The 25003-nt window shown below is 73.8% G+C and carries 26 protein-coding genes; 10 read left to right on the top strand and 16 right to left on the bottom strand.

Annotation, left to right across the window (positions count from 1 at the left end):
• The first annotated feature begins 6 nt into the window (after window positions 1-6).
• Together ABZS80_RS02675 and ABZS80_RS02670 are read left to right on the top strand one after the other, a co-directional pair.
• Window positions 7-588 carry an isochorismatase family protein gene (locus tag ABZS80_RS02675; RefSeq protein ID WP_355054116.1) on the top strand — a complete coding sequence of 194 codons (582 nt, stop codon included), beginning with the start codon at window positions 7-9 and terminating at the stop codon, window positions 586-588.
• Between the two features lie 40 nt (window positions 589-628).
• Window positions 629-1864 carry an MFS transporter gene (locus ABZS80_RS02670; protein WP_355054115.1) on the top strand — a complete coding sequence of 412 codons (1236 nt, stop codon included), beginning with the start codon at window positions 629-631 and terminating at the stop codon, window positions 1862-1864.
• 478 nt (window positions 1865-2342) lie between these two features.
• Here ABZS80_RS02670 and ctaD read toward each other — a convergent pair whose 3' ends face one another.
• Window positions 2343-4100 (bottom strand): cytochrome c oxidase subunit I, encoded by a 1758-nt coding sequence (gene ctaD, locus ABZS80_RS02665; RefSeq protein ID WP_355054114.1) that lies wholly within the window; start codon window positions 4098-4100, stop codon window positions 2343-2345.
• Between the two features lie 128 nt (window positions 4101-4228).
• Window positions 4229-5335, bottom strand: a complete 1107-nt coding sequence (locus tag ABZS80_RS02660) for an FAD-dependent monooxygenase (RefSeq protein WP_355054113.1) — start codon at window positions 5333-5335, stop codon at window positions 4229-4231.
• 281 nt (window positions 5336-5616) lie between these two features.
• On the opposite strand from ABZS80_RS02660, the gene ABZS80_RS02655 reads away from it, so the two are divergent.
• Window positions 5617-6756: a cellulose binding domain-containing protein gene (locus ABZS80_RS02655; RefSeq protein ID WP_355054112.1), complete on the top strand. Its 1140-nt coding sequence runs from the start codon at window positions 5617-5619 to the stop codon at window positions 6754-6756.
• Window positions 6757-6826: 70 nt separating this feature from the next.
• Here ABZS80_RS02655 and ABZS80_RS02650 read toward each other — a convergent pair whose 3' ends face one another.
• On the bottom strand, window positions 6827-7609 hold the full coding sequence (locus ABZS80_RS02650) for an aldo/keto reductase (RefSeq protein WP_355054111.1): 783 nt from the start codon (window positions 7607-7609) through the stop codon (window positions 6827-6829).
• A 118-nt stretch (window positions 7610-7727) separates the two neighbouring features.
• Here ABZS80_RS02650 and ABZS80_RS02645 point away from each other — a divergent pair, with 118 nt between their 5' ends.
• A complete protein-coding gene (locus ABZS80_RS02645) occupies window positions 7728-8762 on the top strand; it encodes a DNA polymerase ligase N-terminal domain-containing protein (protein WP_355054110.1) in 1035 nt (344 codons plus the stop codon).
• An 8-nt stretch (window positions 8763-8770) separates the two neighbouring features.
• On the top strand, window positions 8771-9958 hold the full coding sequence (locus ABZS80_RS02640) for a threonine synthase (protein ID WP_355054109.1): 1188 nt from the start codon (window positions 8771-8773) through the stop codon (window positions 9956-9958).
• A gap of 78 nt (window positions 9959-10036) precedes the next feature.
• On the opposite strand, the gene ABZS80_RS02635 is transcribed toward ABZS80_RS02640, so the two are convergent.
• The 5 genes from ABZS80_RS02635 to ABZS80_RS02615 form a co-directional block, all read right to left on the bottom strand.
• A complete protein-coding gene (locus tag ABZS80_RS02635) occupies window positions 10037-10285 on the bottom strand; it encodes a hypothetical protein (RefSeq protein WP_355054108.1) in 249 nt (82 codons plus the stop codon).
• A 268-nt stretch (window positions 10286-10553) separates the two neighbouring features.
• Window positions 10554-10946, bottom strand: a complete 393-nt coding sequence (locus tag ABZS80_RS02630) for a cupin domain-containing protein (RefSeq protein WP_151463249.1) — start codon at window positions 10944-10946, stop codon at window positions 10554-10556.
• 201 nt (window positions 10947-11147) lie between these two features.
• The gene (locus tag ABZS80_RS02625; protein ID WP_355054107.1) at window positions 11148-11930 is read right to left on the bottom strand and encodes a hypothetical protein; all 783 of its coding nucleotides are present in this window, start codon (window positions 11928-11930) and stop codon (window positions 11148-11150) included.
• Between the two features lie 37 nt (window positions 11931-11967).
• The gene (locus ABZS80_RS02620; protein WP_355054106.1) at window positions 11968-12369 is read right to left on the bottom strand and encodes a hypothetical protein; all 402 of its coding nucleotides are present in this window, start codon (window positions 12367-12369) and stop codon (window positions 11968-11970) included.
• A gap of 124 nt (window positions 12370-12493) precedes the next feature.
• On the bottom strand, window positions 12494-12967 hold the full coding sequence (locus tag ABZS80_RS02615; protein ID WP_355054105.1) for a septum formation initiator: 474 nt from the start codon (window positions 12965-12967) through the stop codon (window positions 12494-12496).
• A gap of 103 nt (window positions 12968-13070) precedes the next feature.
• Between ABZS80_RS02615 and ABZS80_RS02610 the strand changes: the two genes are divergently transcribed.
• The 4 genes from ABZS80_RS02610 (at window position 13071) to ABZS80_RS02595 (ending at window position 16909) form a co-directional block, all read left to right on the top strand.
• Window positions 13071-13763 carry a response regulator transcription factor gene (locus ABZS80_RS02610; protein ID WP_355054104.1) on the top strand — a complete coding sequence of 231 codons (693 nt, stop codon included), beginning with the start codon at window positions 13071-13073 and terminating at the stop codon, window positions 13761-13763.
• A complete protein-coding gene (locus ABZS80_RS02605) occupies window positions 13760-15034 on the top strand; it encodes a HAMP domain-containing sensor histidine kinase (RefSeq protein WP_355054103.1) in 1275 nt (424 codons plus the stop codon). The genes ABZS80_RS02610 and ABZS80_RS02605 overlap by 4 nt, the downstream gene beginning before the upstream one ends.
• A gap of 79 nt (window positions 15035-15113) precedes the next feature.
• Window positions 15114-15680, top strand: coding sequence for a PepSY domain-containing protein (locus tag ABZS80_RS02600; RefSeq protein ID WP_355054102.1), 567 nt, complete (start codon window positions 15114-15116; stop codon window positions 15678-15680).
• Between the two features lie 134 nt (window positions 15681-15814).
• Window positions 15815-16909 (top strand): hypothetical protein, encoded by a 1095-nt coding sequence (locus ABZS80_RS02595; protein WP_355054101.1) that lies wholly within the window; start codon window positions 15815-15817, stop codon window positions 16907-16909.
• A 1-nt stretch (window position 16910) separates the two neighbouring features.
• Here the strand turns inward: ABZS80_RS02595 and ABZS80_RS02590 are convergent, their stop codons facing one another.
• Window positions 16911-17192 (bottom strand): iron-sulfur cluster biosynthesis family protein, encoded by a 282-nt coding sequence (locus ABZS80_RS02590; protein ID WP_355054100.1) that lies wholly within the window; start codon window positions 17190-17192, stop codon window positions 16911-16913.
• A 308-nt stretch (window positions 17193-17500) separates the two neighbouring features.
• Here ABZS80_RS02590 and dacB point away from each other — a divergent pair, with 308 nt between their 5' ends.
• Window positions 17501-19084: a D-alanyl-D-alanine carboxypeptidase/D-alanyl-D-alanine-endopeptidase gene (gene dacB, locus ABZS80_RS02585; protein WP_355054099.1), complete on the top strand. Its 1584-nt coding sequence runs from the start codon at window positions 17501-17503 to the stop codon at window positions 19082-19084.
• A 6-nt stretch (window positions 19085-19090) separates the two neighbouring features.
• On the opposite strand, the gene ABZS80_RS02580 is transcribed toward dacB, so the two are convergent.
• From ABZS80_RS02580 to ABZS80_RS02550, 7 genes are all read right to left on the bottom strand, one after another.
• Complete coding sequence (locus ABZS80_RS02580; protein WP_355054098.1) at window positions 19091-19402, bottom strand: hypothetical protein; 312 nt, start codon at window positions 19400-19402, stop codon at window positions 19091-19093.
• 122 nt (window positions 19403-19524) lie between these two features.
• Window positions 19525-19944, bottom strand: coding sequence for a nitroreductase family deazaflavin-dependent oxidoreductase (locus ABZS80_RS02575; RefSeq protein ID WP_355054097.1), 420 nt, complete (start codon window positions 19942-19944; stop codon window positions 19525-19527).
• A gap of 29 nt (window positions 19945-19973) precedes the next feature.
• On the bottom strand, window positions 19974-21332 hold the full coding sequence (locus tag ABZS80_RS02570; protein WP_355054096.1) for a transposase: 1359 nt from the start codon (window positions 21330-21332) through the stop codon (window positions 19974-19976).
• Between the two features lie 56 nt (window positions 21333-21388).
• A complete protein-coding gene (locus ABZS80_RS02565) occupies window positions 21389-22006 on the bottom strand; it encodes an IS607 family transposase (protein WP_355054095.1) in 618 nt (205 codons plus the stop codon).
• 85 nt (window positions 22007-22091) lie between these two features.
• A complete protein-coding gene (locus ABZS80_RS02560) occupies window positions 22092-22985 on the bottom strand; it encodes a hypothetical protein (protein ID WP_355054094.1) in 894 nt (297 codons plus the stop codon).
• Between the two features lie 105 nt (window positions 22986-23090).
• Window positions 23091-24230 (bottom strand): hypothetical protein, encoded by a 1140-nt coding sequence (locus ABZS80_RS02555; RefSeq protein ID WP_355054093.1) that lies wholly within the window; start codon window positions 24228-24230, stop codon window positions 23091-23093.
• Between the two features lie 119 nt (window positions 24231-24349).
• A complete protein-coding gene (locus ABZS80_RS02550) occupies window positions 24350-24943 on the bottom strand; it encodes a pentapeptide repeat-containing protein (RefSeq protein WP_355054092.1) in 594 nt (197 codons plus the stop codon).
• Between the last annotated feature and the right edge of the window lie 60 nt (window positions 24944-25003).

Here is a 25003-nt window from a genome sequence, read left to right as displayed (position 1 = left end):
ACCGACATGGCCAACGCCTTGATCATGGTGGACGTGCAGAACGACTTCTGCGAGGGCGGCTCCCTGGCCGTGACCGGTGGGGCGGGGGTCGCCGCCGGCATCACCCGGCTGCTCGCCGCCGAGCCGGAACGCTGGGACCACGTGGTCGCGACGAAGGACTTCCACATCGACCCGGGCGCCCACTTCGGCGACCCGCCGGACTACGTCGACTCCTGGCCCCGGCACTGCGTCGTCGGCACCGCCGGCTCCGAGTTCCACCCGGACCTGGCCACCGGACGGGTGGAGGCGATCTTCCACAAGGGCGAGCACGCGGCCGCGTACTCGGGCTTCGAGGGGCACGCCGGCGACGGCGAGTGCCTGGCCGACTGGCTGCGCCGGCACGACGTGGACCGGGTCGACGTGGTCGGCATCGCCACCGACCACTGCGTCCGGGCCACCGCGCTCGACGCGGCCCGGGAGGGCTTCGTGACCACGGTGCTGCTGGACCTGACCGCCGCCGTCGCGCCCGACACGCTGGACGTGGCGCTGCGGGCCTTCGACGGCGCCGGGGTCACCACGGTCGGTGAACCTGTGATCAGGGCCGCTTGAGCAGGTAATCGGTTGCGGCTGTCGTACCCCCGGCCCAGGATTGCGGCCGGAGGTACGGACCGTCGTGAACTTGAAGCCTTACCGGGAGGCGCTCGCCCTGCCCGGTCTCCGGTCGTTGCTGCTGATCTCGGTGCTGGCGCGCATCCCGCTCACCGCGACCGGCGTGACGCTCACCTTCCACGTCGTGCTCGACCTCGGTCGCGGCTACGGCGCGGCCGGGCTGGTCGGCGCCGCCTCCACCGTCGGGGCCGCGCTCGGCTCCCCGCTGCTCGGCCGGCTGGTCGACCGGCGCGGCCTGCGCCCGGTGCTGCTGCTCACCACGATCGCCGAGGGCGTCTTCTGGGCCAGCGCGCCGACCCTGTCCTACCCGGTGCTGCTGCCCACCGCGTTCCTGGCCGGGCTGTTCGCGCTGCCGGTCTTCTCGGTGGTCCGCCAGTCCGTCGCCGCGCTGGTGCCCGCCGAGCGGCGCCGCCCCGCGTACGCCCTCGACTCGATGTCGGTGGAGCTCTCGTTCATGGTCGGTCCCGCGCTGGCCGTGGCCATGGCCGCCGCCGTGTCGCCCCGGCTCACCATGTGGGCGGTCGGCGCCGGGATCGTCGCCTCCGGCATCTGCTTCTGGCTGCTCGACCCGCCCACCCGCGCCGCCGACGAGCCGGCCGGCCCGGCCCGCAAGGTGCCCCGCCGGGAGTGGGTCACCCCCCGGCTGCTCGCCGTGCTGGCGGTCAGCCTGGCCGCCACCCTGGTGCTCGGCGGCACCGACGTCGCGGTGGTCGCCGTGCTGCGCGAGGGCGGCGAGGTCGGCTGGACGGGCGCCGTCCTGGCCATGTGGGCGGTCGCCTCGCTGGTGGGCGGCTTCGCGTACGGGGCGGTCACCCGCTCCCTCTCCCCGCTGGCCCTGGTGGCCGCGCTGAGCCTGGCCACCATCCCGGTCGGGCTGGGCGGATCGCACTGGTGGCTGCTCTGCCTGGCGCTCGTCCCGGCCGGCGCGCTCTGCGCGCCCTCCATCGCCTCGACCTCGGACGCGGTGAGCCGGCTCGCCCCGGCCGGGGTCCGCGGCGAGGCCATGGGCCTGCACGGCTCGGCCGTCACCGTCGGCATCGCACTCGGCGCGCCGCTGGCCGGCGCGGTGATCGACGCCTCGGCGCCGGCCTGGGGGTTCGCGGTCACCGGCGCGATCGGCGTGCTGGTCGCCCTGGCCGTGCTCCCGATCGAACTGCGCCACCGCCGCGAGCCAACCCCCACCCCGCAACCGGAACTCGCCCCCGCCGCCCCCTGACCCCCGCCGCGTCGGCCGCGAGGACGTCGCGGCGGGGTGGGACGGCGGTGTCGCCGGCGCCAGCTCGGCGAGGTGGGGGTGTCCGGCGGGCCGGGATACGCCCACCTCGCCGAGCCGACGGGCCGCGCCACCCGACGACCGGACGCCCGCCCAGGCGAACCCAGGCGGCACGCGGCCCGGCCGCCAACGCCCGGCGGAGCCGAGCCGGCGGCCTACGCCCCCCTCACCCCGGCCGCGGCTCGCGCAAGCCGCGCGTCGCCCCCGGCGGGCCGACTCACGCTCTCCCCCGCCCGCTACCCGGGCCGTTGATCAAGAAGTTTGCGTCAGGATTCAGGCTGTTCCTGACGCAAGCTCCTTGATCAACGCCACAGGGCGGAGGGCGGGCGCCGGCACCACGCCGCGCGCGGCGCGACGGGCGGGAAACGCGACGGGCGCCGCACCCCGAAGGGTGCGGCGCCCGTGCTTGGGTCGGCCTGGGTCAGCTCTTGTCGAGCCGGCCCTCGGTGTCCTCCTGGTACGTGGCGCCACCGTCGGACTCCGCGGTGAGCGGCTTGGCGCCGCCCTCCGGCGGGCCGGCCAGCGACTGGCCCGCGGCCAGCTCGGGGAACTTGTGGTCGAACGCCGGCCGCTCGGAGCGGATCCGCGGCATCCGGTCGAAGTTCCGCAGCGGCGGCGGCGAGCTGGTGGCCCACTCGAGCGAGTTGCCGTGGCCCCACGGGTCGTCGACCTCGACCACCGGACCGGTCTTGTACGACTTCCAGCAGTTCCAGATGAACGGCAGGGTCGAGATGCCGGTGATGAAGGCGCCAACGGTGGACAGCGTGTTCAGGAACGTGAAGCCGTCACCGGGCAGGTAGTCGGCGTAGCGGCGGGGGAAGCCCTCGGCACCCAGCCAGTGCTGCACCAGGAACGTGGTGTGGAAGCCGATCATGGTCAGCCAGAAGTGGATCTTACCGAGTCGCTCGTCGAGCATCCGGCCGAACATCTTCGGGAACCAGAAGTAGATGCCGCCGAACACGGCGAACACGATGGTGCCGAAGAGCACGTAGTGGAAGTGCGCCACCACGAAGTACGAGTCGTGCAGGTGGAAGTCGAGCGGCGGGCTGGCCAGCAGCACACCGGTGAGGCCACCGAAGAGGAAGGTCACCAGGAAGCCGATCGCGAAGAGCATCGGCGTCTCGAAGGTGATCTGGCCCCGCCACATGGTGCCGATCCAGTTGAAGAACTTCATGCCGGTCGGCACGGCGATCAGGTAGCTCAGGAAGCTGAAGAACGGCAGCAGCACCTGGCCGGTGGCGAACATGTGGTGCGCCCACACGCTCATCGACAGGGCGGCGATGGCGATGGTGGCGGCGACCAGACCCTTGTAACCGAAGATCGGCTTCCGGGAGAACACCGGGATGATCTCGGTGATGATGCCGAAGAACGGCAGCGCGATGATGTAGACCTCGGGGTGCCCGAAGAACCAAAACAGGTGCTGCCAGAGCATCGGGCCGCCGGTGGCGGGGTCGTACACGTGGGCGCCGATCAGGCGGTCCGCGGCGAGCGCGAAGAGCGCGGCGGCCAGCAGCGGGAAGACCAGGATCGCCAGGAGGCTGGTGACCAGCATGTTCCAGGTGAAGATCGGCATCCGGAACATGGTCATGCCGGGGGCGCGCAGGGTCAGGATCGTGGTGATCAGGTTGACCGCGCCGAGGATGGTGCCCAGACCGGAGATGGCCAGGCCGACCACCCACATGTTCGCGCCCACGCCCGGCGAGTGCTCGGCGGTGCTCAGCGGCGTGTAGGCCGTCCAGCCGAAGTCGGCCGCGCCGCCCGGGGCGATGAAACCGGCGGTGGCCATGGTGCCACCGAACAGGTACAGCCAGTAGGCGAAGGCGTTCAGGCGGGGGAACGACACGTCGGGCGCGCCGATCTGCAGCGGCACCACGTAGTTCGCGAAGGCGAACACGATCGGCGTCGCGAAGAACAGCAGCATGATCGTGCCGTGCATGGTGAAGAGCTGGTTGTACTGCTCGGGCGACAGGAACTGCAGGCCCGGCCGCGCCAGCTCGGCGCGCATGATCAGGGCCATGAGGCCACCGATCATGAAGAACGCGAACGCGGTGACCATGTACATGATCCCGATCTGCTTCGCGTCCGTGGTGCGCAGCAGCCGCGCGATTGCCGACCCCTTGACCGGCTCGCGGACCGGCCAGGGCCGGGTCACGACCGGCTTGGGTGCGACGGTGGTCACGAGTGGCCTCCGGTTCTGGGTTGTCCCGCTCGGCGCGCTCTTGATCTGCGCAGCCGTCATCCGCAAGGAGGATAGTCCCCGGTAGGTGGCCCCGCTTCGTGGGGTGGCGGCTACGATCACCGGCCCTTCTACAGCGGGCCGGTCAGCAGCCGGTAGTGCTCCTGGAAGATCCGTCCGCCGCGTCCGCGCAGCAACGGATCGCGCAGTGCCGGCGGCACGTCGCGGGTCCGGTTGCGGTCCCGGGTCCGGTCCCGCACCCAGCGGGTACGCGGGCGGCGGCGACTCTCGTACGCGAGCAGGGCGGCCTCGACGCTGCCGGCGGCCCGCAGCGACTCGGCGAGCACCACGGCGTCCTCCAGTGCCATGGCGGCGCCCTGGGAGAGCGTCGGCGCGGTGGCGTGAGCCGCGTCACCGACCAGCAGCACCCGGCCGTGGAACCAGCGCCCCAGCTCGACCTCCTCGGTGAGCTCCACGTTTACGGTCTCCAGGGCGGCGAGCACCTCGGGCACCGGCCCGCCGTAGTCGTCGAACAGCTCGTGCAGCCGGGCGAGCGGGTCGGCCGGCAGGCTGGTGCCGGCCTCGTCGGCGTAACAGTGCAGCCGGCCGGCGCCGAGCGGCACCACCAGGAAGCCGGCGCGCTGGCCGAGCAGTGCGGTCCAGTCGGCGACCCGGGGGCCGCCGCGCACCACGCTGCGGTAGACCACCTGGCCGGCGGGGCGGGGCGGGCCGCCGAGCGCGGCCAGGGTGCGCACCGCCGAGCGGGGCCCGTCGGCGCCGATGACCAGGTCGTACTCGCCGCTCGTGCCGTCGGTGAAGCCGACCGCGACGCCGCCGGGCAGCGGCTCGACGGTGCTGATCTCGGCGCCGTGCCGGACGGCGCCGCCGGCGCCGGTGAGCAGCACCCGGTGCAGCTCGGCGCGGGGCAGCGCGCGGCACTCCCCCACCCCGGCCCACAGCGTGTCGAGGTCCACCTCGCAGAGCGCCGCGCCGGTGGCGTCCAGGAAGCGCTGGCGGTGGATGACCTCGCCGAGGGGGCGTACCGGGCCGTCCAGGTCGAGCCGGCGCAGCGCGCGGGCCGCGTTGCCCGGGAGGTAGAGGCCGATGTCAGCGCGCTCGGTCGGGGGGAGCTTCTCGGTCACGTCGGGGCGGAACCCCGCGAGGCGCAGCGCCCGGGCCACGGCGAGACCGGCGATGCCCGCGCCGACGACGAGGATGCGCAGGGGGGAACCACCCATTGTTGGGTACGCCTCCGGAGGGGTTCGGAACGCGTTGGAGGCAAGACATTACTCGCCGCAACCAAGGGGCGGAAGTGCCCATCGGCCCTGGCGTGGAGGCCCGGTCAGCGGCCGGGAGCCCTCCCACCGGCGGGAATCCCGCCCCGACCGGTGGACCCCGCCGGGCCGTCACATCAATCGACCCGACCGGAACGGTTGCGCTGGAGTTTCAGACATGTAAATGTGTTGGCGTAAGCGTGGGAGCGCTCCCGGCATCGCCCACCGACACGAATCGGAGCATCATGAAGCGTCCACTGAGGGCCCTCGCCGCGGCCGGCCTGCTGGCCGCCGGCTCGATCGTCGCCGTCGCGCTCGGCGGCACCGCCTCCGCCGACACCCAGATCTGCGAGCAGTACGGGTCGACCACCATCGGCGGAAAGTACGTCGTGCAGAACAACCGCTGGGGCACCAGCGCGCAGCAGTGCATCAACGTGACCTCCACCGGCTTCTCGATCACCCGTCAGGACGGGGTGGGGAGCACCAGCGGCGCGCCGGTCTCGTACCCGTCGATCTTCGTGGGCTGCCACTACACCAACTGCTCGCCCGGCACCAACCTGCCGATCCAGGTGAAGAGCATCAGCAGCGCGCCGAGCAGCATCAGCTACACCTACGTGAGCGGCGCGGTCTACGACGCCGCGTACGACATCTGGCTCGACCCGACGCCGAAGAAGGACGGGGTCAGCCAGATGGAGATCATGGTCTGGTTCAACCGGCAGGGCCCGATCCAGCCGATCGGCTCGGTGGTCGGCACCGCCAGCGTCGCCGGCCGGACCTGGGAGGTCTGGCTGGGCAGCAACGGCTCGAACAACGTCATCTCGTACGTGGCGCCGTCCCCCATCACGAGCATGAGCTTCGACGCCATGGCGTTCATCAACGACACCCGGAGCCGGGGCGCGATCACCAGCGACTGGTACCTGACCAGCATCCAGGCCGGCTTCGAGCCGTGGCAGGGCGGCGTCGGCCTGGCCGTCAACTCGTTCTCGCAGAGCGTCAACACCGGCGGCACCACGCCGACCACCCCGCCGGCCACCACGCCGCCGCCGAGCACCCCGCCGCCGGGCAACGCGGCCTGCTCGGTGCGCTACGCCACCAACGTCTGGAACAACGGCTTCACCGCCGACGTGACGATCACCAACACCGGCTCCAGCGCCGTCAACGGCTGGACGCTGAACTACAACCTGCCCTCCGGGCAGACCATCACCGGCTCGTGGAACGCCACCGTGACGCAGAGCGGGTCCGCGGTGAGCGCCCGGAACCTCAGCTACAACGGCACGTTGGCGCCGGGAGCCTCGACCAGCTTCGGCTACCAGGCCACGCTGAGCGGCGGATTCTCCACGCCCTCCAGCTTCACCCTGAACGGCAGCACCTGCACCAGGGCGTGACACCCCCTGATCCCGGGGCGCGGTCCGCACGGGCCGCGCCCCGCCTCACGCTCGACGCCGCCGCTGGCCGTCAGCCGCCGAGCGCGTCGATGTCGCGCATCTCCTCGGCGGTGAGCGAGAACCCGAACACGTCGGCATTGACCCGGATCCGCTCCGGGGTGACCGACTTCGGGATGACCACGATCTCGTGGTCGATGTGCCAGCGCAGCACCACCTGGGCCGGCGAGACGTCGTGCGCCTGGGCGATCCGGACCAGCACCGGGTCGGAGAGGTCACTGGTCTTGAACGGGCTGTAGCCCTCCAGCACCACCCCGCGGTCCCGGTGCGCGGCGTGCACCTGCCGGTCGTACAGGGACGGGCTCCAGCGGATCTGGTTGACCGCCGGGGTCTCCTCGGTGGCCTGGATCAGCTCGTCGATCTGGCTGATGCTGTAGTTGCTCACCCCGACGGCCCGGGCCAGGTTCTCGTCCCGGGCCGCCAGCATCTCGCGCCAGACGGGGATGCTGTCGGCGGGCGAGGACGGCGGCCAGTGGATCAGCCACAGGTCGACGTGGTCGGTGTCGAGGGCGGCCAGGCTGGCCTCGATGGTCTCCCGTTCCCGGCCCACCCGGTCGGGCGGCAGCTTCGTGGTGATGAAGAGGTCCTCGCGGCGCAGCCCGCTCTCCGTGATCGCCCGGCCGACCTCCTTTTCGTTGCCGTACATCGTGGCGGTGTCGATGTGCCGGTAACCGGCGTCGAGGGCGGCGAGCACGGCCTCGTACCCGGCGTCGCCGGTGGCCTGCCAGGTGCCGAAGCCGAGCAGCGGAATCCGGACGTCGCCGGTGAGCGGGACGGTGGGCTGGTCGAGGTCCATACGGACGCTTCTACCCGTGATGGCCGCCGCCATGCCGGCGACCCGCCGAGCGGCGGCCGAACGGGACGGAAGAGGCAGGAACCGGGCGAGGAGGCCGGACCTGCCGGAGAATGCGGGGGTGGCTGACCGGCTGGAGGAGTACCGGCGGAAACGGGACGCGGCGCGTACCCCGGAGCCGGTGCCGGAGGAGACCCCGGAGCGGAAGCGGGCCGCGCGGCGCAAGCCCCGGTTCGTCATCCAGCAGCACCACGCCCGGAGCCTGCACTGGGACCTGCGGCTGGAGCACGACGGCGTGCTGGCCTCCTGGGCGGTGCCGCGGGGGCTGCCCCGGGACCCGGGCCGCAACCACCTCGCCGTGCACACCGAGGACCACCCGATGGAGTACCTCACCTTCCACGGCGAGATCCCGGCCGGCGAGTACGGCGGCGGGAGGATGACCGTCCACGACACCGGCACCTACCGGGTGGAGAAGTGGCGCGACGACGAGGTGATCGTGGTCCTGGACGGCCGGCGGACGAAGGGGCGGTACGTGCTCTTCGCCACCGGGGGCCGGGGCCGGGACTGGATGGTCCGCCGCACCGACCCGGCGCCGGAGGGCTGGACGCCGATGCCCGAGCTGGTCCGGCCGATGCACACCACCCCCGGCAAGGGGCTGCCCAGGGACGAGGCCGCCTGGGGGTACGAGCTGCGCTGGGACGGGGTGCGGGCCATGGCGTACGTCTCCGGCGGTCGCCTGCGGCTGCTCGACGACTCCGACGAGGAGATCGGCGGGGCGTACCCGTGGCTGCGGGCGATGGCCGAGGAGTTGGCGCCGGTCGAGGCGGTGCTGGACGGCGTGCTGGTGCGGATCGACCCGGGCGGGCGGGTGAAGCCGCCGACGAAGCGCGACGGGCAGTTCCTCGCCGTCGACCTGCTCTGGCTGGAGGGCGTGACCAGCCTCGACGTCCCGTACGCGCAGCGCCGGGAACTGCTCGACGGTCTGGCGCTGACCGGCCCGCACTGGCAGACTCCGCCGTGGTTCCCGGGGGTCGGCGCGGACGCCCTGCGGACCGCCCGCGAACAGGGGCTCCCGGGGGTGGTGGCCAAGCGCCTCGACTCCCCCTACGAGCCGGGTCGGCGCAGCCGGCACTGGCTGAGCCTCGACCCGAGCTGAGGAGCCTTGTGCACCTGACGCACCTGGAGTGCCCGCGCTGCGGCGACCAGCATTCGGCCGAGGAGTTGCAGAACCTGTGCGGGTGCGGTTCCCCGCTGCTGGCCCGCTACGACCTGGCCGCCGTGGCCGCGGCGGTCACCCCCGAGCAGTTCGGGCTCCGCCCGGCCGACCTGTGGCGCTACCGGGAGCTGCTGCCGGTGGCCGATCCCCGCTTCGTCACCACGCTGGGCGAGGGCTGGACGCCGCTGTTGCGCGCGCCGGCCTACGGGCAGGAGATCGGGATCCCGGACCTGATCGTGAAGGACGAGGGGCTGACCCCGACCGGGTCGTTCAAGGCCCGAGGCGCGGCGGTCGGTGTGAGCCGGGCCCGTGAGCTGGGCGTCGAGCGGATCGCCATGCCGACCAACGGCAACGCCGGTGCGGCCTGGGCGACGTACGCGGCCCGGGCCGGGATGGGCGCCACCATCGCCATGCCGCTCGACGCGCCGACCATCTGCCGGCGGGAGTGCGTCGCCGCCGGGGCGGACCTGCGGCTGGTGGACGGCCTGATCAGCGACGCCGGCCGGTGGGTGGCCACGCTGGTCGCCGAGTCGGGCGGGCGGGTCTTCGACGCCGGCACGCTTCGCGAGCCGTACCGGCTCGAGGGCAAGAAGACCATGGGGTACGAGATCGTCGAGCAGCTCGGCTGGCAGGTGCCCGACGTGATCATCTATCCGACCGGGGGCGGCGTCGGGCTCATCGGCATCCACAAGGCGCTGCATGAGCTGCGCGAGCTGGGGTGGGTGGAGGACCGGCTGCCCCGCCTGGTCGCCGTGCAGTCCACCGGCTGCGCGCCGATCGTCCGGGCGTTCGCGTCCGGCGAGTCGCGGGCCACGCCGTGGGCGGACGCGCACACCCTGGCGTTCGGCATCACCGTGCCGGCCCCGCTCGGCGACGAGCTGATCCTGGCCGCGCTGCGGGAGAGCAGCGGCACCGCGATCGCCGTGGAGGACGCCGAGATCCTCGCCGACCTGCGTGACTTCGCCGCCCGGGAGGGGCTGCTGCTCTGCCCCGAGGGCGCGGCCTGCCTGACCGCCGCCCGGCAGTTGCGGGCCGGGGGCTGGATCCGGCCCGGCGAGCGGGTGGTGGTGTTGAACACCGGCGCGGGCCTCAAGTACCCGGAGACGGTGGACGTCTCGGGCGTGCCGACGGTGTGACGCGGGCGCCCCGGAGGCGGGGCGCCCGCGCCGGACCGCCCTACCGGTAGGTGATGTCGCCGGCGGAGTAGAGGCGGTTCACCCCGTCGGCGCCTCGCCGATCTCCTTCGGTTCGCTGCCCTTCGGCACGCCCTGGTACTTGACGCAGATCCGGGTGGACCGGTTCGGGTCGTTGAGGATGGTGATCCGGCTGTCGGAGAAGGTGTCGGAGAAGACGGTGGCGGCGAAGGCCGACGGCACCGTCCCGGCGGCGAGCGCCGCCGCGGTGATCCCGGCGCCCGCCGCGAGCAGCAGCGGGCGTCGGAGCCGGGCACGTGAGGTCTGCACGGTGTTCCTCCTTGAGGCACGTGGTGGTGGACCGCCACGGCTGGGGGCCGACGCCTGGCCGTGGTCGCGACGGTCGGTGCGCCCCACCGGAGGCCCGGTCTCCGGTAGCGGGGTGGCGAGGCCCAGGAAGGGGCTTTCCCGCACCAGCAGGCTAGGCCCGTGCAGAGATCAACGTCAATGGCTGTGATGTGCAGGAATGTTGCAGCTCAACCCGGCTCGCGCTCCACCACGGCACGGTGGTGGAGCGCGGGGAGCGGGTCGGCGGCGGTCAGGAGGTGGGCGGTTCGTCCTCGCCGGCCTCCTCGGCCGCGTCGGCCTCCTCCTTGGTCCGGTGCACCGCGCCGTCGGCGTGCTCCGGCGGGCCGTACACCGTGTACAGCACCAGCGGGTTGGGGCCGGTGTTGACGAAGTTGTGCTTCGTGCCGGCCGGGACGACCACCAGGTCGCCCGCCACGACCTCCTTCTTCTCCCCGGCCACCCGCGCCTCGCCCGTGCCGCTGACGAAGGTCAGGATCTGGTCGATGTCCTCGTGGACCTCCTCGCCGATCTCCCCGCCCGCCGGGATCGTCATGATCACCAGCTGGGTGTGCTGGCCGGTCCACAGCACGCGGCGGAAGTCGGGGCTCTTCTCGGCGACGGTCGCGATCGTGAAATGCTCCATGGCCCGCTCATACCCGGTCCCCGCGCCGCTCACGCCGGGACTCGCAAATGGTGGAATTCCCCACCTCTGCGGGGTTTGGATCCCATCAGGACGGGCATGTGCGCTCACAAGACCGGTGCGGGCTGGGCCGGTCGAGCCAGGTCCCCGCTTTCGTACCGCCGTACGGCTGCGGTGGTGGGAGACGGCCAGAGCGCGGCGACGTTACGACCCAGGTCGGGCGGCGCCGTGCGCTCGTGTGCGCGCCCGTTCCGCCCACCGGCACCCGGCCAGCACCAGCGCCGCCGCGAGGAACCCCAGCAGGTCGGCCCAGATCCCGCCGGCGGTCGTCCGGACCTGGTATTCCTCCACGCTGTAGAAGACCAGACCCGGGCCCGGTGCGCCGCCCGCCGGCCAGGCCGGCGGGGCCACGCCGAGCGCGGCCACCGCCGCGAGACCCAGGCCCAGGGTGACGGACACCGACCCCGACCGGACCAGGGCCACCAGGGCCAAGGTCACGAGCACGAGGTACGGCGGCAGCACGTCGGCCGCGTCGGGCGGCAGCACGTACGGGGGCAGGAGGGCGACGGACTCACGGAACACGGCGAGCAGCCCGGCCAGCCCGGCCAGCGCGACGGCGACCGCCGTGCGACGCCGATCCGGCGCCCGCCTCGGCAGGGCGGACACGGCCACCGCGAGCCCGATCCCGGCGACGCCCCACAGGAGTCGGTCCCCGCTCCACCCTGGCTCGACCGGCGGCTCCCCAACCCAGAGGAACTGCCGCTCGCCGCTACCCGGACGGAGCGCCACGGCGACGGCGAGACCGGCCACCGCCAGCCCGTACCGGGCGCGCCGGGGCAGGTCGGGTGCGGCCAGGGCGGCTCCGGCCAGGGCGCACCAGGCGAGGGCCTGCGCGGCCGGGAGCAGCGGCTGGGCGTACCAGCGTCCGACCAGGTGGGCGAGGGCCAGCAGGATCGCGGCCGCGACGACCAGGCGGTGGGGACGCACCGCGCGATGCTGCCACAGAGCGGCGGCCCGCGGGGGGTCAGGCGAGCACGGCCAGGTGGAACGGCCGGTCGGTGTGGCCGCTCGCGGCGTACGTCTCGACGAAGACCGCGTTGGGGATGCCGGTTCGCGGCGCCACCGTGATCGCCCCCTGTGGGGCCAGGCCGCCGGCAGCGGGGCCTACCGTGCCGATGTACGCGGCGCCGGCGACGTCCTGGTCGAAGCCGACCTGGTACATCCCGGCGGCCAGCCGGGTGGCCGACGTGGCCCCGAGACCGCGGACCAGGGCGCCGTTCGCGTCGACCACGGCGAACAGCACGCGGGCGGTGGCCGGCAGGCCGGCCGGCGCGCAGGAGTTGATCTCGCTGTCGGCACGGGCGATCTCCGCCATGTCGGCGGCGGGCTGGCCGGCCGGGCCCCGCCTCGATCTGGAGCTGGACATGGGGGTCCTTCCTGCCGCCGGTGCGGCGACGGCATGCTCCCGAAGCTATGCCGGCCCACCGTCCACCAACCAGCGACGGCACTGTCCGATCAAGGACAATTAACCCCTCTGAGCTGGGAAAACATCAGTCGTCCGGGGTGGCGACCGGCTCGGAGCCACGGCAGCGCAGGCGCAGCTCGTGCTCCCCCTCGGGGCCGACGAAGCGCACCTCGACCCGGTCGTCCGGCCCCCGGTCGACGTCCTTCACCCGATAGCCCTGCGCCGGGGACCAGGACACCAGCCGTACCCCGCCCGGCACGCACTCGGCGAGTGCCGTCCCTCCGGCGGTGCGGAAGGTACGCGCGGTTCCGCTCGTTGCCGGCGGGCGGCTCGCCGCGCCGGCCGTCGGCGTCGCGCCCGCCGTGGGGCCCGTGCCCGGCGTCGTGGCCACCGGCGCGGGCGAGGCGAGCGCACGGGCCACCTCCCGCGGGTCGCGTACGCCTCCCGGGGTGCCGGTGATGCCGCTGCCGACCAGTTGGACCGCGGCCAGCCCGACGAGGGTGGCGGCGGCGGTGGTGGCCAGCCACCCGGCGGCGGCGAGGATCGGACGACGGCCCATGCCCCGAGTCTCCCCGATCCCGGGTTGTGCGGGGCTTCGGGGAACGCTAAGGCCGGGTTAACGAGGGCGGATCCGGGCGGCCGGAGCGACTAGCCTGCCAACCGTGGCCCGGCTGCTGCTCATCGAGGACGACCTGACCATCCGCGCCACGCTGCTCCGGGCTCTGCGCGAGCGCGGGCACGCGGTCGCCGCCGCCTCGACCGCGCTGGACGGGCTGCGCGAAGCGCTGGACGACCAGCCCGACCTCGTCGTGCTCGACCTGGGACTGCCCGATCTGGACGGCGGCGAGCTGCTGCGGATGCTGCGCGCCGTCAGCTCGGTCCCGGTCATCGTGGCGACCGCCCGCGACGACGAGGCCGAGATCGTCCGGATGCTCGACGCGGGCGCCGACGACTACCTGGTGAAGCCCTTCACCGCGGCCCAACTCGACGCCCGGGCGCGGGCCGTGCTGCGCCGCTCCACCGCCGACACCGGCACGGACCCGGTGCTCGTGGTCGGTGGGCTGCGGATCGACCCGCGGGCCCGGCAGGTCACGCTCGACGGGGTGCCGGTCGAGCTGACGCCCCGCGAGTTCGACCTGCTGCACCACCTCGCCGGCCGGCCCGGGCAGGTGGTCACCAAGCGCGAGCTGCTCACCGAGGTCTGGCGGATCCCGTACGGCGGGGCCGACAAGACCGTCGACGTGCACCTGTCCTGGCTGCGGCGCAAGCTCGGCGAGAGCGCCCAGGAACCGCGCTACCTGCACACCGTCCGGGGCGTCGGGGTGCGGCTGGACGCGCCGGGGAGCAGCCGGTGAGGGGCCGGCTCGCGCTGCTGGTCGCCGCCGTCGGGGTGCTCGTCATGGTCGCGTTCCTGGTGCCGCTGGCCGTGCTGGTGCGCACCGTCGCCGCGGACCGGGCGACGGTCCGGGCCGCCGCCGACGCGCAGGGCCTGGTGGCGGTGGTCGGCACGGCCGACCGGGATACCGTCCGGCTGACCGTCGACCATCTCGCCGCCGACTCGGGGCGCGAGGTGAGCGTGTTCCTGCCGGACGGGACCGTGCTCGGCGTGCGGGTGCCGCGTACCCCGGCGGTGGCCCTCGCCGCGCGGGGGCAGAGCCTGACCGTCGAGTCCGCCGCCGGCCGGGAGGTGGTCATCGCGGTCCAGGGCCGGCCGGACGGGACCGCGGTGATCCGCACGGTCGTCCCCCGCGCGGAGCTGACCGCCGGGGTGACCCGGGCCTGGCTGGTGCTGGCGCTCCTCGGCCTGCTCCTGGTGCTGGTGGGACTGGGCCTCGCCGACCGGCTGGCCCGTACCCTGGTCCGGCCGATCGCCGACCTGGGCGCGGTCTCCCACCGGCTCGCGAACGCCGAGCTGGACGCCCGGGTCGAGCCGGCCGGACCGGCCGAGCTGCGGGAGGTCGCGGGCGCCCTGAACCACCTGGCCGAGCGGATCCAGGTGCTGCTGCGCGAGGAGCGCGAGCAGGTGGCCGACCTGTCGCACCGCCTGCGCACCCCGCTGACCGTGCTGCGGCTGGAGGCCGAGTCGCTGCGCGACCCGGACGACGCGACCCGGTTGACCACCGCCGTGGACGGACTGGAGCGGGCGGTGACCGGCGTGATCCGGCAGGCTCGCTGGCGCAGCACGGCGGCCGAGGGCGGCGGTTGCGACGCCGCCGCGGTGGTCGCCGAGCGGGTGGCCTTCTGGTCGGTGCTCGCCGAGGACACCGGGCGGAGCGTGACGCTCGACCTCGCACCCGGGCCGTTGCCGGTACGGGTGGCCGGTGACGAGCTGGTTGCCGCCGTGGACGCGCTGCTGGGCAACGTGTTCGCGCACACGCCGGACGGCACGCCGTTCACCGTCCGGCTCGGCCGGGACGCCGGGCGGGTGGCACTGACCGTGGCGGACGCCGGCCCGGGACTGCCGGCCGGGTCGGCCCGGCGGGGCGCCAGCCGGGCCGGATCGACCGGGCTGGGCCTGGACATCGCCGACCGGGCCGCGCGGACCAGCGGCGGCCGGCTGGAGCTGGGCGGCGGACCCGGCGGCGGAGCCGTGGTGACGCTCCGGCTCGGGCCGGCGCGGCCTTAACCGGGTGTTGGACCTCCGGTAGCGCGGCGCTAGCCGTCCCGGACCGATCCTCGGCAGACAACGAGGAGAGGTGGAGACGATGCGACGAACTTCCCTGGTCCTGGCGGCGGTCGGCGGGGCGGCGGTGCTGGCGGTCACCGGCGGGGCGATCGGCGTGACCACGGCCGACGGCTCCGATCCGGCCACCGCGCCGGCCGCCGTGACCGCCGACGTCACCGACCCGGTCGGCGGCACCGCCGACGACAACCCCACGACCGCCGACGACAAGCCCGGCACGGCCGACGACAAGCCCGGCACGGACGACTCCGCGACGGCCGGCACGGCCCCCACGCGCGGCGCCCCGAAGACGTCGCCGTCTGGTGCGGTCGACCGGCAGCAGGCCGGCAGCGTGGCGCTGGCCCTGCTCGACGGAGGCCGGATCGTGGAGATCGAGGCGGAGACCGAGCACGCGCGTCCCGTGTGGAGCGTGAAGGTCGCCCGTGCCGGGACCACGTATGAAATCAAGGTCGACCGCGCTGACGGCACCGTGGTCGAGGTCGAGCGGCGGACGGCCGACGGAAGCCGGACGCACGACCGGGACGACGACCACGGCGGCGACGATCGGAACGACGACCACGGCGGCGACCGGTCCGGCGGCGACGACTGACTGCCGGGCCGCGGGTCCGGGCGGACGGTTCCGCCCGGACCCGACCGCGGCGCCGCCCGTCACCAGGACGGATGGTTTGTCGACGAGGTCCGGAAAGCCTGTGGCGGAACGCGATCGGGTCGCTACATTGAAGTATGGTGCCCGCCCACGGGGGTCGGGCGGCGGAACCGGTCTACCGCCCTGTGCTGGCCGGTCGCCGGGGTGAGCTGGAGGCGCTGGCCCATCTCGACGACGCCACCGCTCCGCTGCTCGCCCCGGTCATCGACGTCCACGCGGTGGATCCGTGCACTGTGGACCTGCTCGGCCGGCTGCCGGCCGGGCTCCTTCCCGCCGTCGACGTGTCGGCGCTGCCGGAGTCGGCGGAGAGCGAGCTGGTCCGCTGGGGCGTACCGCTGGTGCCGGTGATCGGGCTCGCGGAGGGCGACCGGCGGTTGGTGGCGCACGGCGCGGCCGCCCGGGAGTACGCGCGGCGGGCGGTGGTCCGGCTGCGGACCGGGCAGGACCGGGCCGGCCCGGACGCGACCACGGCAGCGCTGGAACGGGTGTGGCGGCTGGCCCGGCTGGTGCCGGAGCAGTGCGACCTGCTCGTCGACGCGGGGGACGTGTGCTGCCCGGCCGACGTCCGGTCGGCCGAGCCCCGGATCGGGCGGCTCGTGGAGTGGGCCCGGCGGCACGCCTGGCGCTCGGTGACGGTGGCGGCCGGCGGGATGCCGCCGACGCTGGCCCGGCTGCCGACGGACGAGCCGGTACGCCTGGACCGCTTCGACTGGCAGCTCTGGCAGCGCCTGGTCGACCTCGGGGTCGGCTACGGCGACTACGGCGTGGGCTGTGCGGTGCCCGGGGCGGACGGGCCGGGCGACCGGCTGCCGACGCTGCGCTACACCGCGACCGGTGCGTGGTGGGTCTACCGGTGGTCGCGCCGGGGCGGCGACCGCTTCGCCGACCTGTGCCGCACGCTCGTCGCGGCCCCGCACTGGCCGGCCGCGGGCGCGAGCTTCTCCTGGGGCGACCACGAGATCGTGCGGCGGGCGCGGCGCGGCGCGGGTGCCGGCTCGCCGGCGAACTGGATCGCCTGGAGCACGTCGCACCACCTGGCGCACGTGCTGGCCACGCTGCTCCGCCCGGAGCGGGAGCAGCGCGGCGGGCCGTGGCGGGCCGGCCAGGACGTCCCGGAGCGGGGGCGCGCCGGCCGGCCGCAGCGCGGTGGTGAGAGCCGCCGCGCCGGGTGAGTCACTCCTTGTCGGTGAAGCCGAACTGCACGATGCCCTCGTCGTCGACGGTGGCGTCCACGGAGGTGTCGTTGAGCAGTTCGGCGGCGTCGGCGTCGAGGAAGATGCGGGCCCCCTGGGCGTCGATCACCTGGTCGCCCTGGGCCGGCTGCTCGACCAGCTCGATGGAGAGCGAGCCCGCGTCGGTGTCGGCGGCGATCCGCAGGCCACCCTCCTCGGCGACGTCCTGCTGGTTGGCGAGGTCGCGGATCACCAGTACGGCGTTGTCGGTCATGGTCAGCATGGCGGAACTCCTCGTGTCTGGTTCGGGAATCGCGGGCGGGTCGATGCGGCCCACGCGGCCGGTCGGGACCCCGGGAAGGCGAATCAGGCTTCGCCGTGCAAACCGGGGCAGGTCGAACGCCCCTCACGGCCTACGGTGCCCCCTGCCCGGGCATCCGTCAAATAGAGCCGGGTCAGTCGACACCGGGCGGGCGGGGACGGCGGCCGGGAATGTTTCTTCCCCCGTCAGGCGGGTAATCCACCGGGATTCGTCAATAACTTTCGCTGTGGAGTCTTCTCTGGAGGAAAGCTCCATGGCAGCATCGGCACATGCATCGTCGTCTCTTCCCCAGGGCGCTCGCGGTGCTGGCGCTGGTCGCCACCGCGGCCACCGCCGGCGCGCCCACCGCCACGGCCGAAGCGCCCACCCCCGCGCAGACCCGGCTGCACGCGACCATCGACGCCATCCTCGCCGACTCCCGGCTGGCCGGGGCGCAGGCGGGCGTGGTCGTCGTCGACACCACCACCGGGGAGACGCTCTACGACCGCAACGGGGACCGCCGGCTCATCCCCGCCTCGAACACCAAGCTGCTCACCTCGACGGCGGCCATGGAGCTGCTCGGCCCCGGGCACCGCTTCACCACCGACGTGGCCGGCGACGGGGTCCGCGGGGCCGGGCTGCTCTCCGGCAACCTCTACCTGCGCGGCGGGGGCGACCCGACCATGCTGGCCGAGGACTACGACCGGCTCGCCGCCCAGGTGGCCGCCGCGGGCGTACGGGTGGTGACCGGCAACCTGGTCGCGGACGACACCCGCTACGACCGGACCCGCCTCGGCCCGGACTGGACGTGGGACGACGAGTCCTACTACTACGCGGCACAGGTCTCCGCGCTGACCGTCGCCCCGGACACCGACTACGACGCCGGCACCGTGATCGTGCACGCCGCGCCGGGCACCCAGGCCGGCGCGCGGCCGAAGGTCACCATGACGCCGGCCAACGGTTGGCTGCGCATCGACAACCGGGCCCAGACGGTCGCCACCGGCGAGACGACGATCGCCTTCGAGCGCGAGCACGGTGGGAACACCATCGTGGTGACCGGCCAGATCGCCGTCGGCCAGGCCGAGGAGAGCGACTGGATGACGGTCTGGGAACCCACCGGGTACGCCGCCGACATCTTCCGGTCGGCGCTGCGCCGCCACGGCGTGCGGGTGCTCGGCCGGACCGTGCTCGGCCAGGCCACCCCGGACACCGCCAAGCCGGTCGCCCGGCACGACTCGATGCCGCTGGCCGACCTGATGGTGCCGTTCCTCAAGCTCTCCAACAACGGCCACGCCGAGGTGCTCACCAAGGAACTGGGCCGGGTCCTCTCCGGCTCCGGCACCTGGGCCGCCGGGTTGACCGCGATCAGCGAGTACGTCGGCGACTCCGGAATGGACACCGGCACGCTGCGCCAGCGCGACGGCTCCGGGCTGTCCCGGCGCAACATGATCCCGCCCGCCCAGTTCGTCGCGCTGCTCTCGACGGTCCGCGCCGAACCCTGGTTCGGCACCTGGTACGCGGCCCTGCCGGTGGCCGGCAACCCGGAGCGGTTCGTCGGCGGCACCCTGCGCAGCCGGATGGCCGGCACGGCGGCCGCCAACAACGTGCACGCCAAGACCGGCAGCCTGACCGGGGTGTCCGGCCTCTCCGGCTACGCCACCGACGCCGACGGGCACGTGCTGGCCTTCTCCGTCGTGCTCAACAACTACCTGACCTCGTCGGTCAAGGGGCTGGAGGACCAGATCGCGATCGCGCTGGCCTCGTACACGGCGAAGGGGACGACCACGGCGCGGGTGGCGGTGCCGACGGCGCCGGACTCGCCACGGGCGCCCGAGGGCCTGGAGTGCTCGTGGGCGAAGCCGGCGGTCTGCTGAGCCCGCTCAGGCGCCGAGCCGGGGCGGACCCGGCTCGGCGGTGGGGTCCCCGCGCTCGATGAGCGCGTCGATCTCGGCCGGCGGCAGGCCGCGCAGCGCCAGCACCCGCCGGCCCCAGCGGTGCAGCCGGCACGGGTGCGGGCTGGCGTCGTTCCGGCAGATCGTCCCGCCGGACCAGCGCCGTGGCGCGTGCACCACCACCGCCCGCACCGCGAACTGAGCGTCCTCGCCGGTCACGTACGGCGGCAGCGGAATCTCCCGCAGGACGTCGCCGTCGGACGGCGGAAGGGAACGGACGACGCGGACACTGCTGCTCATCGGTCGAGCCTCCACAGCGGATGGTCGGACGGGGACAGCGAAAAACTACGGCGTCCCGCCCCGGCCGCGACGGACAAACTGTCCCCGCGTCCGGGTCGCGCCCGCACCTCCCGGCCCGGGCGTCAGAGCCGCTCCAGCACCACCACCGGGATCTCCCGGTCGGTCTTAGTCTGGTACTCGTCGTACGCCGGCCAGGCGGCCGTCATGGTGCGCCACATCCGCGGCTTCTCCTCCGCCGTCGCGGTGCGCGCCCGGACCGGGAAGGTGGCCGGCCCGACCTGCACCTGCGCCTCGGGATCGGCGAGCAGGTTGAGATACCAGGCGGGGTGCTGCGGCGCGCCGCCCTGCGAGGCCACCACCAGGTACGCGTCGCCGTCCCGGCCGTAGATCAGCGCGGTACGGCGCAGCTTGCCGGAGCGCCGGCCACGGGTGGTCAGCAGCAGGGTGAAGACGCCGGGACGCCACTCGTGGCCCTCCGCGCCGCCGGTCTCCACGTATCGCCGGATGTGCTCGGCCACCCAGCCCTCGGGGCTGTCCAGCACCTGCTCGCGGGCATCGGTGTCCCTGCTTCCTACTTATTGCTCATAGTTGAGCGGTTCGGATGGTTCGCTCTCCGCCCGTTGGTGGCTGGGCTGGAGTCCTGGACCGGCAGTCTGGTCCGGTGGCGATCGGTCCTGTCCTGCAGGATCTGCTTCACCTTGTGGTGTGGGGTGTGCAGGGCGATGTCGGGGTCGCCGGCTCGGTGCAGGATGTTGATCGCGGCGTTCACGTCGGCCTGCCACACCACCCCGCACGAGGTGCAGTGAAACCGGTCCCCACTACGTCGGCCGAACCGGCCGCAGCGGTGACAGGTTTGTGAGGTGTAGGCGGCGTTGACGTGTACGAGCGCAGAACCTCTGCGCTCCGACACGCTTTTCAGGGCCTCGGCGGTGACTCCCTTGGTCCACGCGGCGAGACGCCGGTTGATCTTCTTAGGAAGCTTCCTGCGGCCGGTGAAGCGTTTGGTCAGGTCTTCGGCGATCACGGTGCCGGCCTTGTCCACGACCTCGTGCGCCGCGGTGAAGACCTCCGTGCGCACCCGTGCCCGATGCCGGGCCGCCTGCCGATCCCGCTTCACCGTGCCGAGATTGTTGACCTTGATCCGGTGCGCTTTCGCGTGGTCCCCACGCAGGGCGGCGTTGTTGGCGATCGAGCGTAGCTTCGCCCGACGGCGGTTTCGTTCCTTCAACCGGTCCGACTCGCGGGTGAGCAGGTCGCCGAGCCCGGCACCGTGGGGCTGACCATCGGAGTCGGTCAGGGCTTCGGTGTAGCCCTTGTCCACGCCGATCGTCGCCTCGCCGCACGGCCGCTGCGACGACCGCATCGTCGCCGCGTCGATCTGGTAGTGCACCTCCACCCGGCCGCCGCGCAAAATCAACCGCAGCGTCCCGGTCGGGGCGACCGTCGTGGACAGCGGGATCCTGACCATCTTGCGGGGCTCGAGACCGGGGACCGCCAGCCACAACCGGCCCCGCCCATCCACGGCGGTGTGGTACTTGTCGGCGCGTACCACGATCTGATCGTGCGTGCGGTTGCGGCCACGCTTCCAGTGCTTGCGCATCTGCCGTGACAGGAACGGATCCTCAGCCCATTGGTCGGCCTTCAGCGCGGTGAACATCCGCCTACGCTCGGCCGGATCGCTCGTGCGTCGGCTGACCGCCCGCCGGACGTCGACCTTGGCCGCCGCGAGGTTGGCGGCGATGTCGGCCATGGCGTCGCGCACGGTTTCCTTCCACGCATTCGCCAACACGGCGAACTGCACATGCGTGCCGTCGGTCAGCCACCGGTCCCGCACCTGCCGGTCCCGCAGTCCGGCCCCGACACCGTTGATCGAGCCGTAGCGCTGCCACACCTCGCTGCGCACCCGACCCAACCGGCGGGCCTGCTCCATCAGGGCGGCGTACTTGCCCGGATTCAGTGGGGCCGAGTAGGCGATGCGGGTGACCTTCACCGGTCACCCTCCATGGTCAAGTCCGCCCTTTTCAACTCCTTCTCGTAGCGGCGCAAACCGTCCAGCCGGTGCGAGAAGGTGTGCACGACGGCCAAGAGGTCCTCGACCAGCTCCTGCTGTGGGGACAGGGACTCCTGGTTGGCCACGACGATCTCGCAGCCGCCACGCGCCGCCACATGCTCCACCAGGTCAAACCCGAACCGGGCCAACCGGTCCTGGTGCGCCACCACCAGCGTGCCAACCTCACCCCGGTCCACGGCGTCCATCAACGCCAGGAACTTCTTACGGCGAAGGTCCATCCCGGCGCCGACCTCGCTGATCCACTCATCCACCGCCAGACCACGAGCGAGGCAGAACTGTTGCATCGCCGCCACCTGCAAGGCCAAGTCGACCTTCTGACCCGGCGACGACACCCGGCAATACACCACAACCTTCCGCCGGTCGGCGTCGAAGCCCGGCTGAAGCACCCTGCGCACATCCGAATCGTCGAAATACCGCTGCCCAGACGGCAGACGACGGGCCGAGATCCGGCCCTCCGCCTCCCACCGCCGCACCGTGCTCACCGAACGGCCCACCCGCTTAGCGAACTCGCCGATCCGATACACGCTACCCACGACAGCCGATTGTGGACAGCTCTGGAAAGGAAAGCAACCCCTAGTAGCTGCTCCCGGCCCGCCCCCGGGCACCGGACGATCGCGGTCAGCGCAGCGCGACCGCCTGGAGGCTGACGTTCCCGCAGTCCCCCAGGGACTCCTCGACCGTCCAGTCCATCAGCAGCTTCGCGCCCGCGGGGGCGCGGAACCGGATGGTGAAGTCGGCGGTCCGCACGGTGTGCGGGTCCTCCAGGCGGACCGTGCTGGCCGGCCCGCCGCCGGAGATCCGCAGGTCGAGGCGGGCGCGGGCCATCCACAGGCCGGCGTAGAGGTGCACGGTCCGGGACTGGCCGTCGGCGGCCACCGCCAGCGTGAAGCCGCTGCCCCGGTCACAGGTGTACACGCCGGACATGGTGCCGTCAGCCGAGCCGACCGGGGCGCCGTCGCGCCACGCGTACGCCTCGGGGTTGTTGCTGTAGCTCTGCCGGCGGCCCCGGCCGCCCTCGTCGCGGATGCCGCCGGAGCCGTGCCGCTTGCGCACCGGCGTCCGGGCGCCGAGGTGTCCCCACTGGACCCAGTCGACCGCGCCCACCGCGCTGAGGTCGACCCGCGCGGGCACGTCGGACTGGCTCACGGTCAGCGTCGGCGGCACCGCGGGTGTGGACGGCGACGGGCTGGGCGAGGGTGGGCGCTGGCGGGGACGCAGCCCGGGCGTGACGGCCCCCGGCTGCGTGCCGCCCGGGGGCGGCAGCACGGGGCGGCCGGTCGGCGCGACGGGCAGCACGGCGCTCTCCTCCCGGGGCGTGTCGTGCCGCTCGGTGCCGAGGTAGGCCACCAGCGCGGCCAGGCAGGCGAACGCGGCCAGCACCTCCAGCAGCCAGCGCCGCCGTTGCCGGGCCCGTGCGAGCCGGCGGAGCGCCGACCGCGTCTGCCCGTGCGGGTACGACGTCCGGCCACCGACCCGACCGTGGTCCTGCTGCCCCACCGAACCTCCGCTCACCGCCGCGCTCCGGCCGCCGGTTCACGTTTCCATCATGGGCCGCGGTGCGCCATATGCCGGCGGGGGCCAGTTTCCACTTCGTTACCAATCGGTAGCGACGGCGACTCAACTCACCGTGACGGCCTCCACCGTCACCCCGTCGTTCTCCGCGCCCACCACCTTGAGCGCCCGCCAGGTGACTAGCAGCCGCTGGCCGCGCGGCGCGCGGAAGTGGACGACGTACTGGAAGAAGCGGTCGCCGGACGCGAGGGCGACCTCACGGACGGCCGGGTCGCCGCCGCCGGAGAGCCGCACGTCGAGCCGGGCGCCGGCCGAGAACGCGCCGACGAAGAGCCGGACGGTCCGCAGGTCGCCGCTGCCGGCCACGCTCAGCGCGAAGCTCTTCCCCGCGCCACGTTGGAAGACCCCGGACCGGGTCCCGTCCTGCCGGGCCGTCGGCGTGCCGTCCGTCCAGGTGAGAGCGGCGGCGCCGGCGTTGTGCTCCAGGCGGTCGCCGCCGAGCTCACCGATCTCGCCGGTGCCGCGCTGCTTGCGCTGGACGCTCGCCGCGCCGGTGCCGCCCCAGTGCAGCCAGTCCCGGGTGCCGAGCACGGTCAGCGACACCGACGGCGGTACCGGATCCTGGTCGAGGTTCAGCAGCGGCCCGCCGGGAAGGGCCGGGTTCCCGGTCACCGGCACCACGGTGGGCGGCGCGGCGGTCGGCGCCGGGGCCGGGGCCGTGGGCGCGGCCGCCGGCGCGGCCGGGCGGCCGTCCGGTTCCGCGCCCCGGCCGGCGTACGCCAGCACCAGCACCAGCGCGGTCAGCGCCGCCCCCGCGAGGATCATCCGCCGCCGGCGACGCCGGGCGCGGGCCACCCCGACCCGGGTGGGCTGGTCGGGCGCCACGCCGACCGCCGTGCGGACCCTGTCCGCGGCCGGGCTGACCAGCCCGGCGAGCCGGGCCGTGACGCCCTCCGGGGCGGAGTGCCGCACCGGCGCGGCGGGCCTGGCCGCCGCGGGTGGCGCGGCCGGGTCGGCGCGACCCGGCACGTCCGGGGCCGGCGGGGCGGAGGGCTCGGCCTGGTCGGCGCCACCCGGCACGTCCGGGACCGGCGGGGCGGAGGGCTCGGGCGGCGGGGCGTCCGGGTCGCCGGGCAGCCGGCGGGACCCGGGCGGCGGCTCCCCCGCGCGGGCGGGCTCGGCCGGCACGGCGGGCAGCCACCCCCCGACCCGGATACCGGTCTGCGTGAGTTCGTCCTCAGCCACCGACCCCTCCCTCGGCCACCGGCGCCGGCGGCCGTCCCCGTGGCCCGCCGCAGGGAGGATGACACACACCTCGATCTTCGAGAAGCCGTCGACCGGAGGCATCTTCCCGACAGCGCCGATCAGCGGATCTCGAAGCCCAGCGCCTGCGCCAGCACGACGGCCTGCTCGGCGTCGACGACCGCGCCGGCCCGCTCGACCGCCGTCGGGTCGAGCGCGGTCAGGTCGCTGCCGCGCAGGTCGGCCCGGATCAGCTTGGCGGCGTGCAACTGGGCGCCGGAGAGGTCGAGACCGGTGAGCACCGCGCCGGTCAGGTCGGCGCCGGTCAGGTCGGCCTCGCGCAGGCGCGCGTCGGTGATGCGCACGCCGCGCAGGTCGGCGCCGGGCAGGGCCACGAAGGACCAGTCGCCGCCGTCGACGCGCAGCGGCCGCAGGTCGCACTGCTCGAAGCTGCTGCCGACCAGCTTGCAGCCGGTGAACTCGGCCTCGAAGAGATTGCAGCGCTTGAAGGTGCAGCGGGTGAAGGCCGAGTCGGTGTGCCGGGAGGCGTTGAGGGCCACGTTGCCGAAGACGCACTCGGTGAAGGTCGCGCCCTGGCTGACCGCCTCGGTGAGGTCGACGTGGAAGAACTCGCACCGGACGAAGTGCCGGTCGACCAGCTCCTCGGCGTACCAGTCCTGGTGGCGGTAGGTGACGTCCTCGACCGCTTCGGGCATGCGCCCGAGACTAGTGTGGCCGGCCGACCCTTCCCGCTCGCCGTACCGGCCGGTAGGTTC

The organism is Micromonospora sp. NPDC005305 (genome assembly GCF_040607315.1).
Taxonomy (GTDB): Bacteria; Actinomycetota; Actinomycetes; order Mycobacteriales; family Micromonosporaceae; genus Micromonospora.
Note: the sequence above shows the minus strand (reverse complement) of the source record. Positions and strands in the feature narration are given on the sequence as shown.

Coding starts and splice junctions, on each gene's coding strand:
- ABZS80_RS02675 (WP_355054116.1), top strand. CDS start 7: ATGGCCAACGCCTTGATCATGGTGGACGTGCAGAACGACTTCTGCGAG.
- ABZS80_RS02660 (WP_355054113.1), bottom strand. CDS start 5,335: ATGGGTGGTTCCCCCCTGCGCATCCTCGTCGTCGGCGCGGGCATCGCC.
- ABZS80_RS02655 (WP_355054112.1), top strand. CDS start 5,617: ATGAAGCGTCCACTGAGGGCCCTCGCCGCGGCCGGCCTGCTGGCCGCC.
- ABZS80_RS02650 (WP_355054111.1), bottom strand. CDS start 7,609: ATGGACCTCGACCAGCCCACCGTCCCGCTCACCGGCGACGTCCGGATT.
- ABZS80_RS02630 (WP_151463249.1), bottom strand. CDS start 10,946: ATGGAGCATTTCACGATCGCGACCGTCGCCGAGAAGAGCCCCGACTTC.
- ABZS80_RS02620 (WP_355054106.1), bottom strand. CDS start 12,369: ATGTCCAGCTCCAGATCGAGGCGGGGCCCGGCCGGCCAGCCCGCCGCC.
- ABZS80_RS02615 (WP_355054105.1), bottom strand. CDS start 12,967: ATGGGCCGTCGTCCGATCCTCGCCGCCGCCGGGTGGCTGGCCACCACC.
- ABZS80_RS02600 (WP_355054102.1), top strand. CDS start 15,114: ATGCGACGAACTTCCCTGGTCCTGGCGGCGGTCGGCGGGGCGGCGGTG.
- ABZS80_RS02595 (WP_355054101.1), top strand. CDS start 15,815: ATGGTGCCCGCCCACGGGGGTCGGGCGGCGGAACCGGTCTACCGCCCT.
- ABZS80_RS02590 (WP_355054100.1), bottom strand. CDS start 17,192: ATGCTGACCATGACCGACAACGCCGTACTGGTGATCCGCGACCTCGCC.
- dacB (WP_355054099.1), top strand. CDS start 17,501: ATGCATCGTCGTCTCTTCCCCAGGGCGCTCGCGGTGCTGGCGCTGGTC.
- ABZS80_RS02580 (WP_355054098.1), bottom strand. CDS start 19,402: ATGAGCAGCAGTGTCCGCGTCGTCCGTTCCCTTCCGCCGTCCGACGGC.
- ABZS80_RS02570 (WP_355054096.1), bottom strand. CDS start 21,332: ATGGAGCAGGCCCGCCGGTTGGGTCGGGTGCGCAGCGAGGTGTGGCAG.
- ABZS80_RS02550 (WP_355054092.1), bottom strand. CDS start 24,943: ATGCCCGAAGCGGTCGAGGACGTCACCTACCGCCACCAGGACTGGTAC.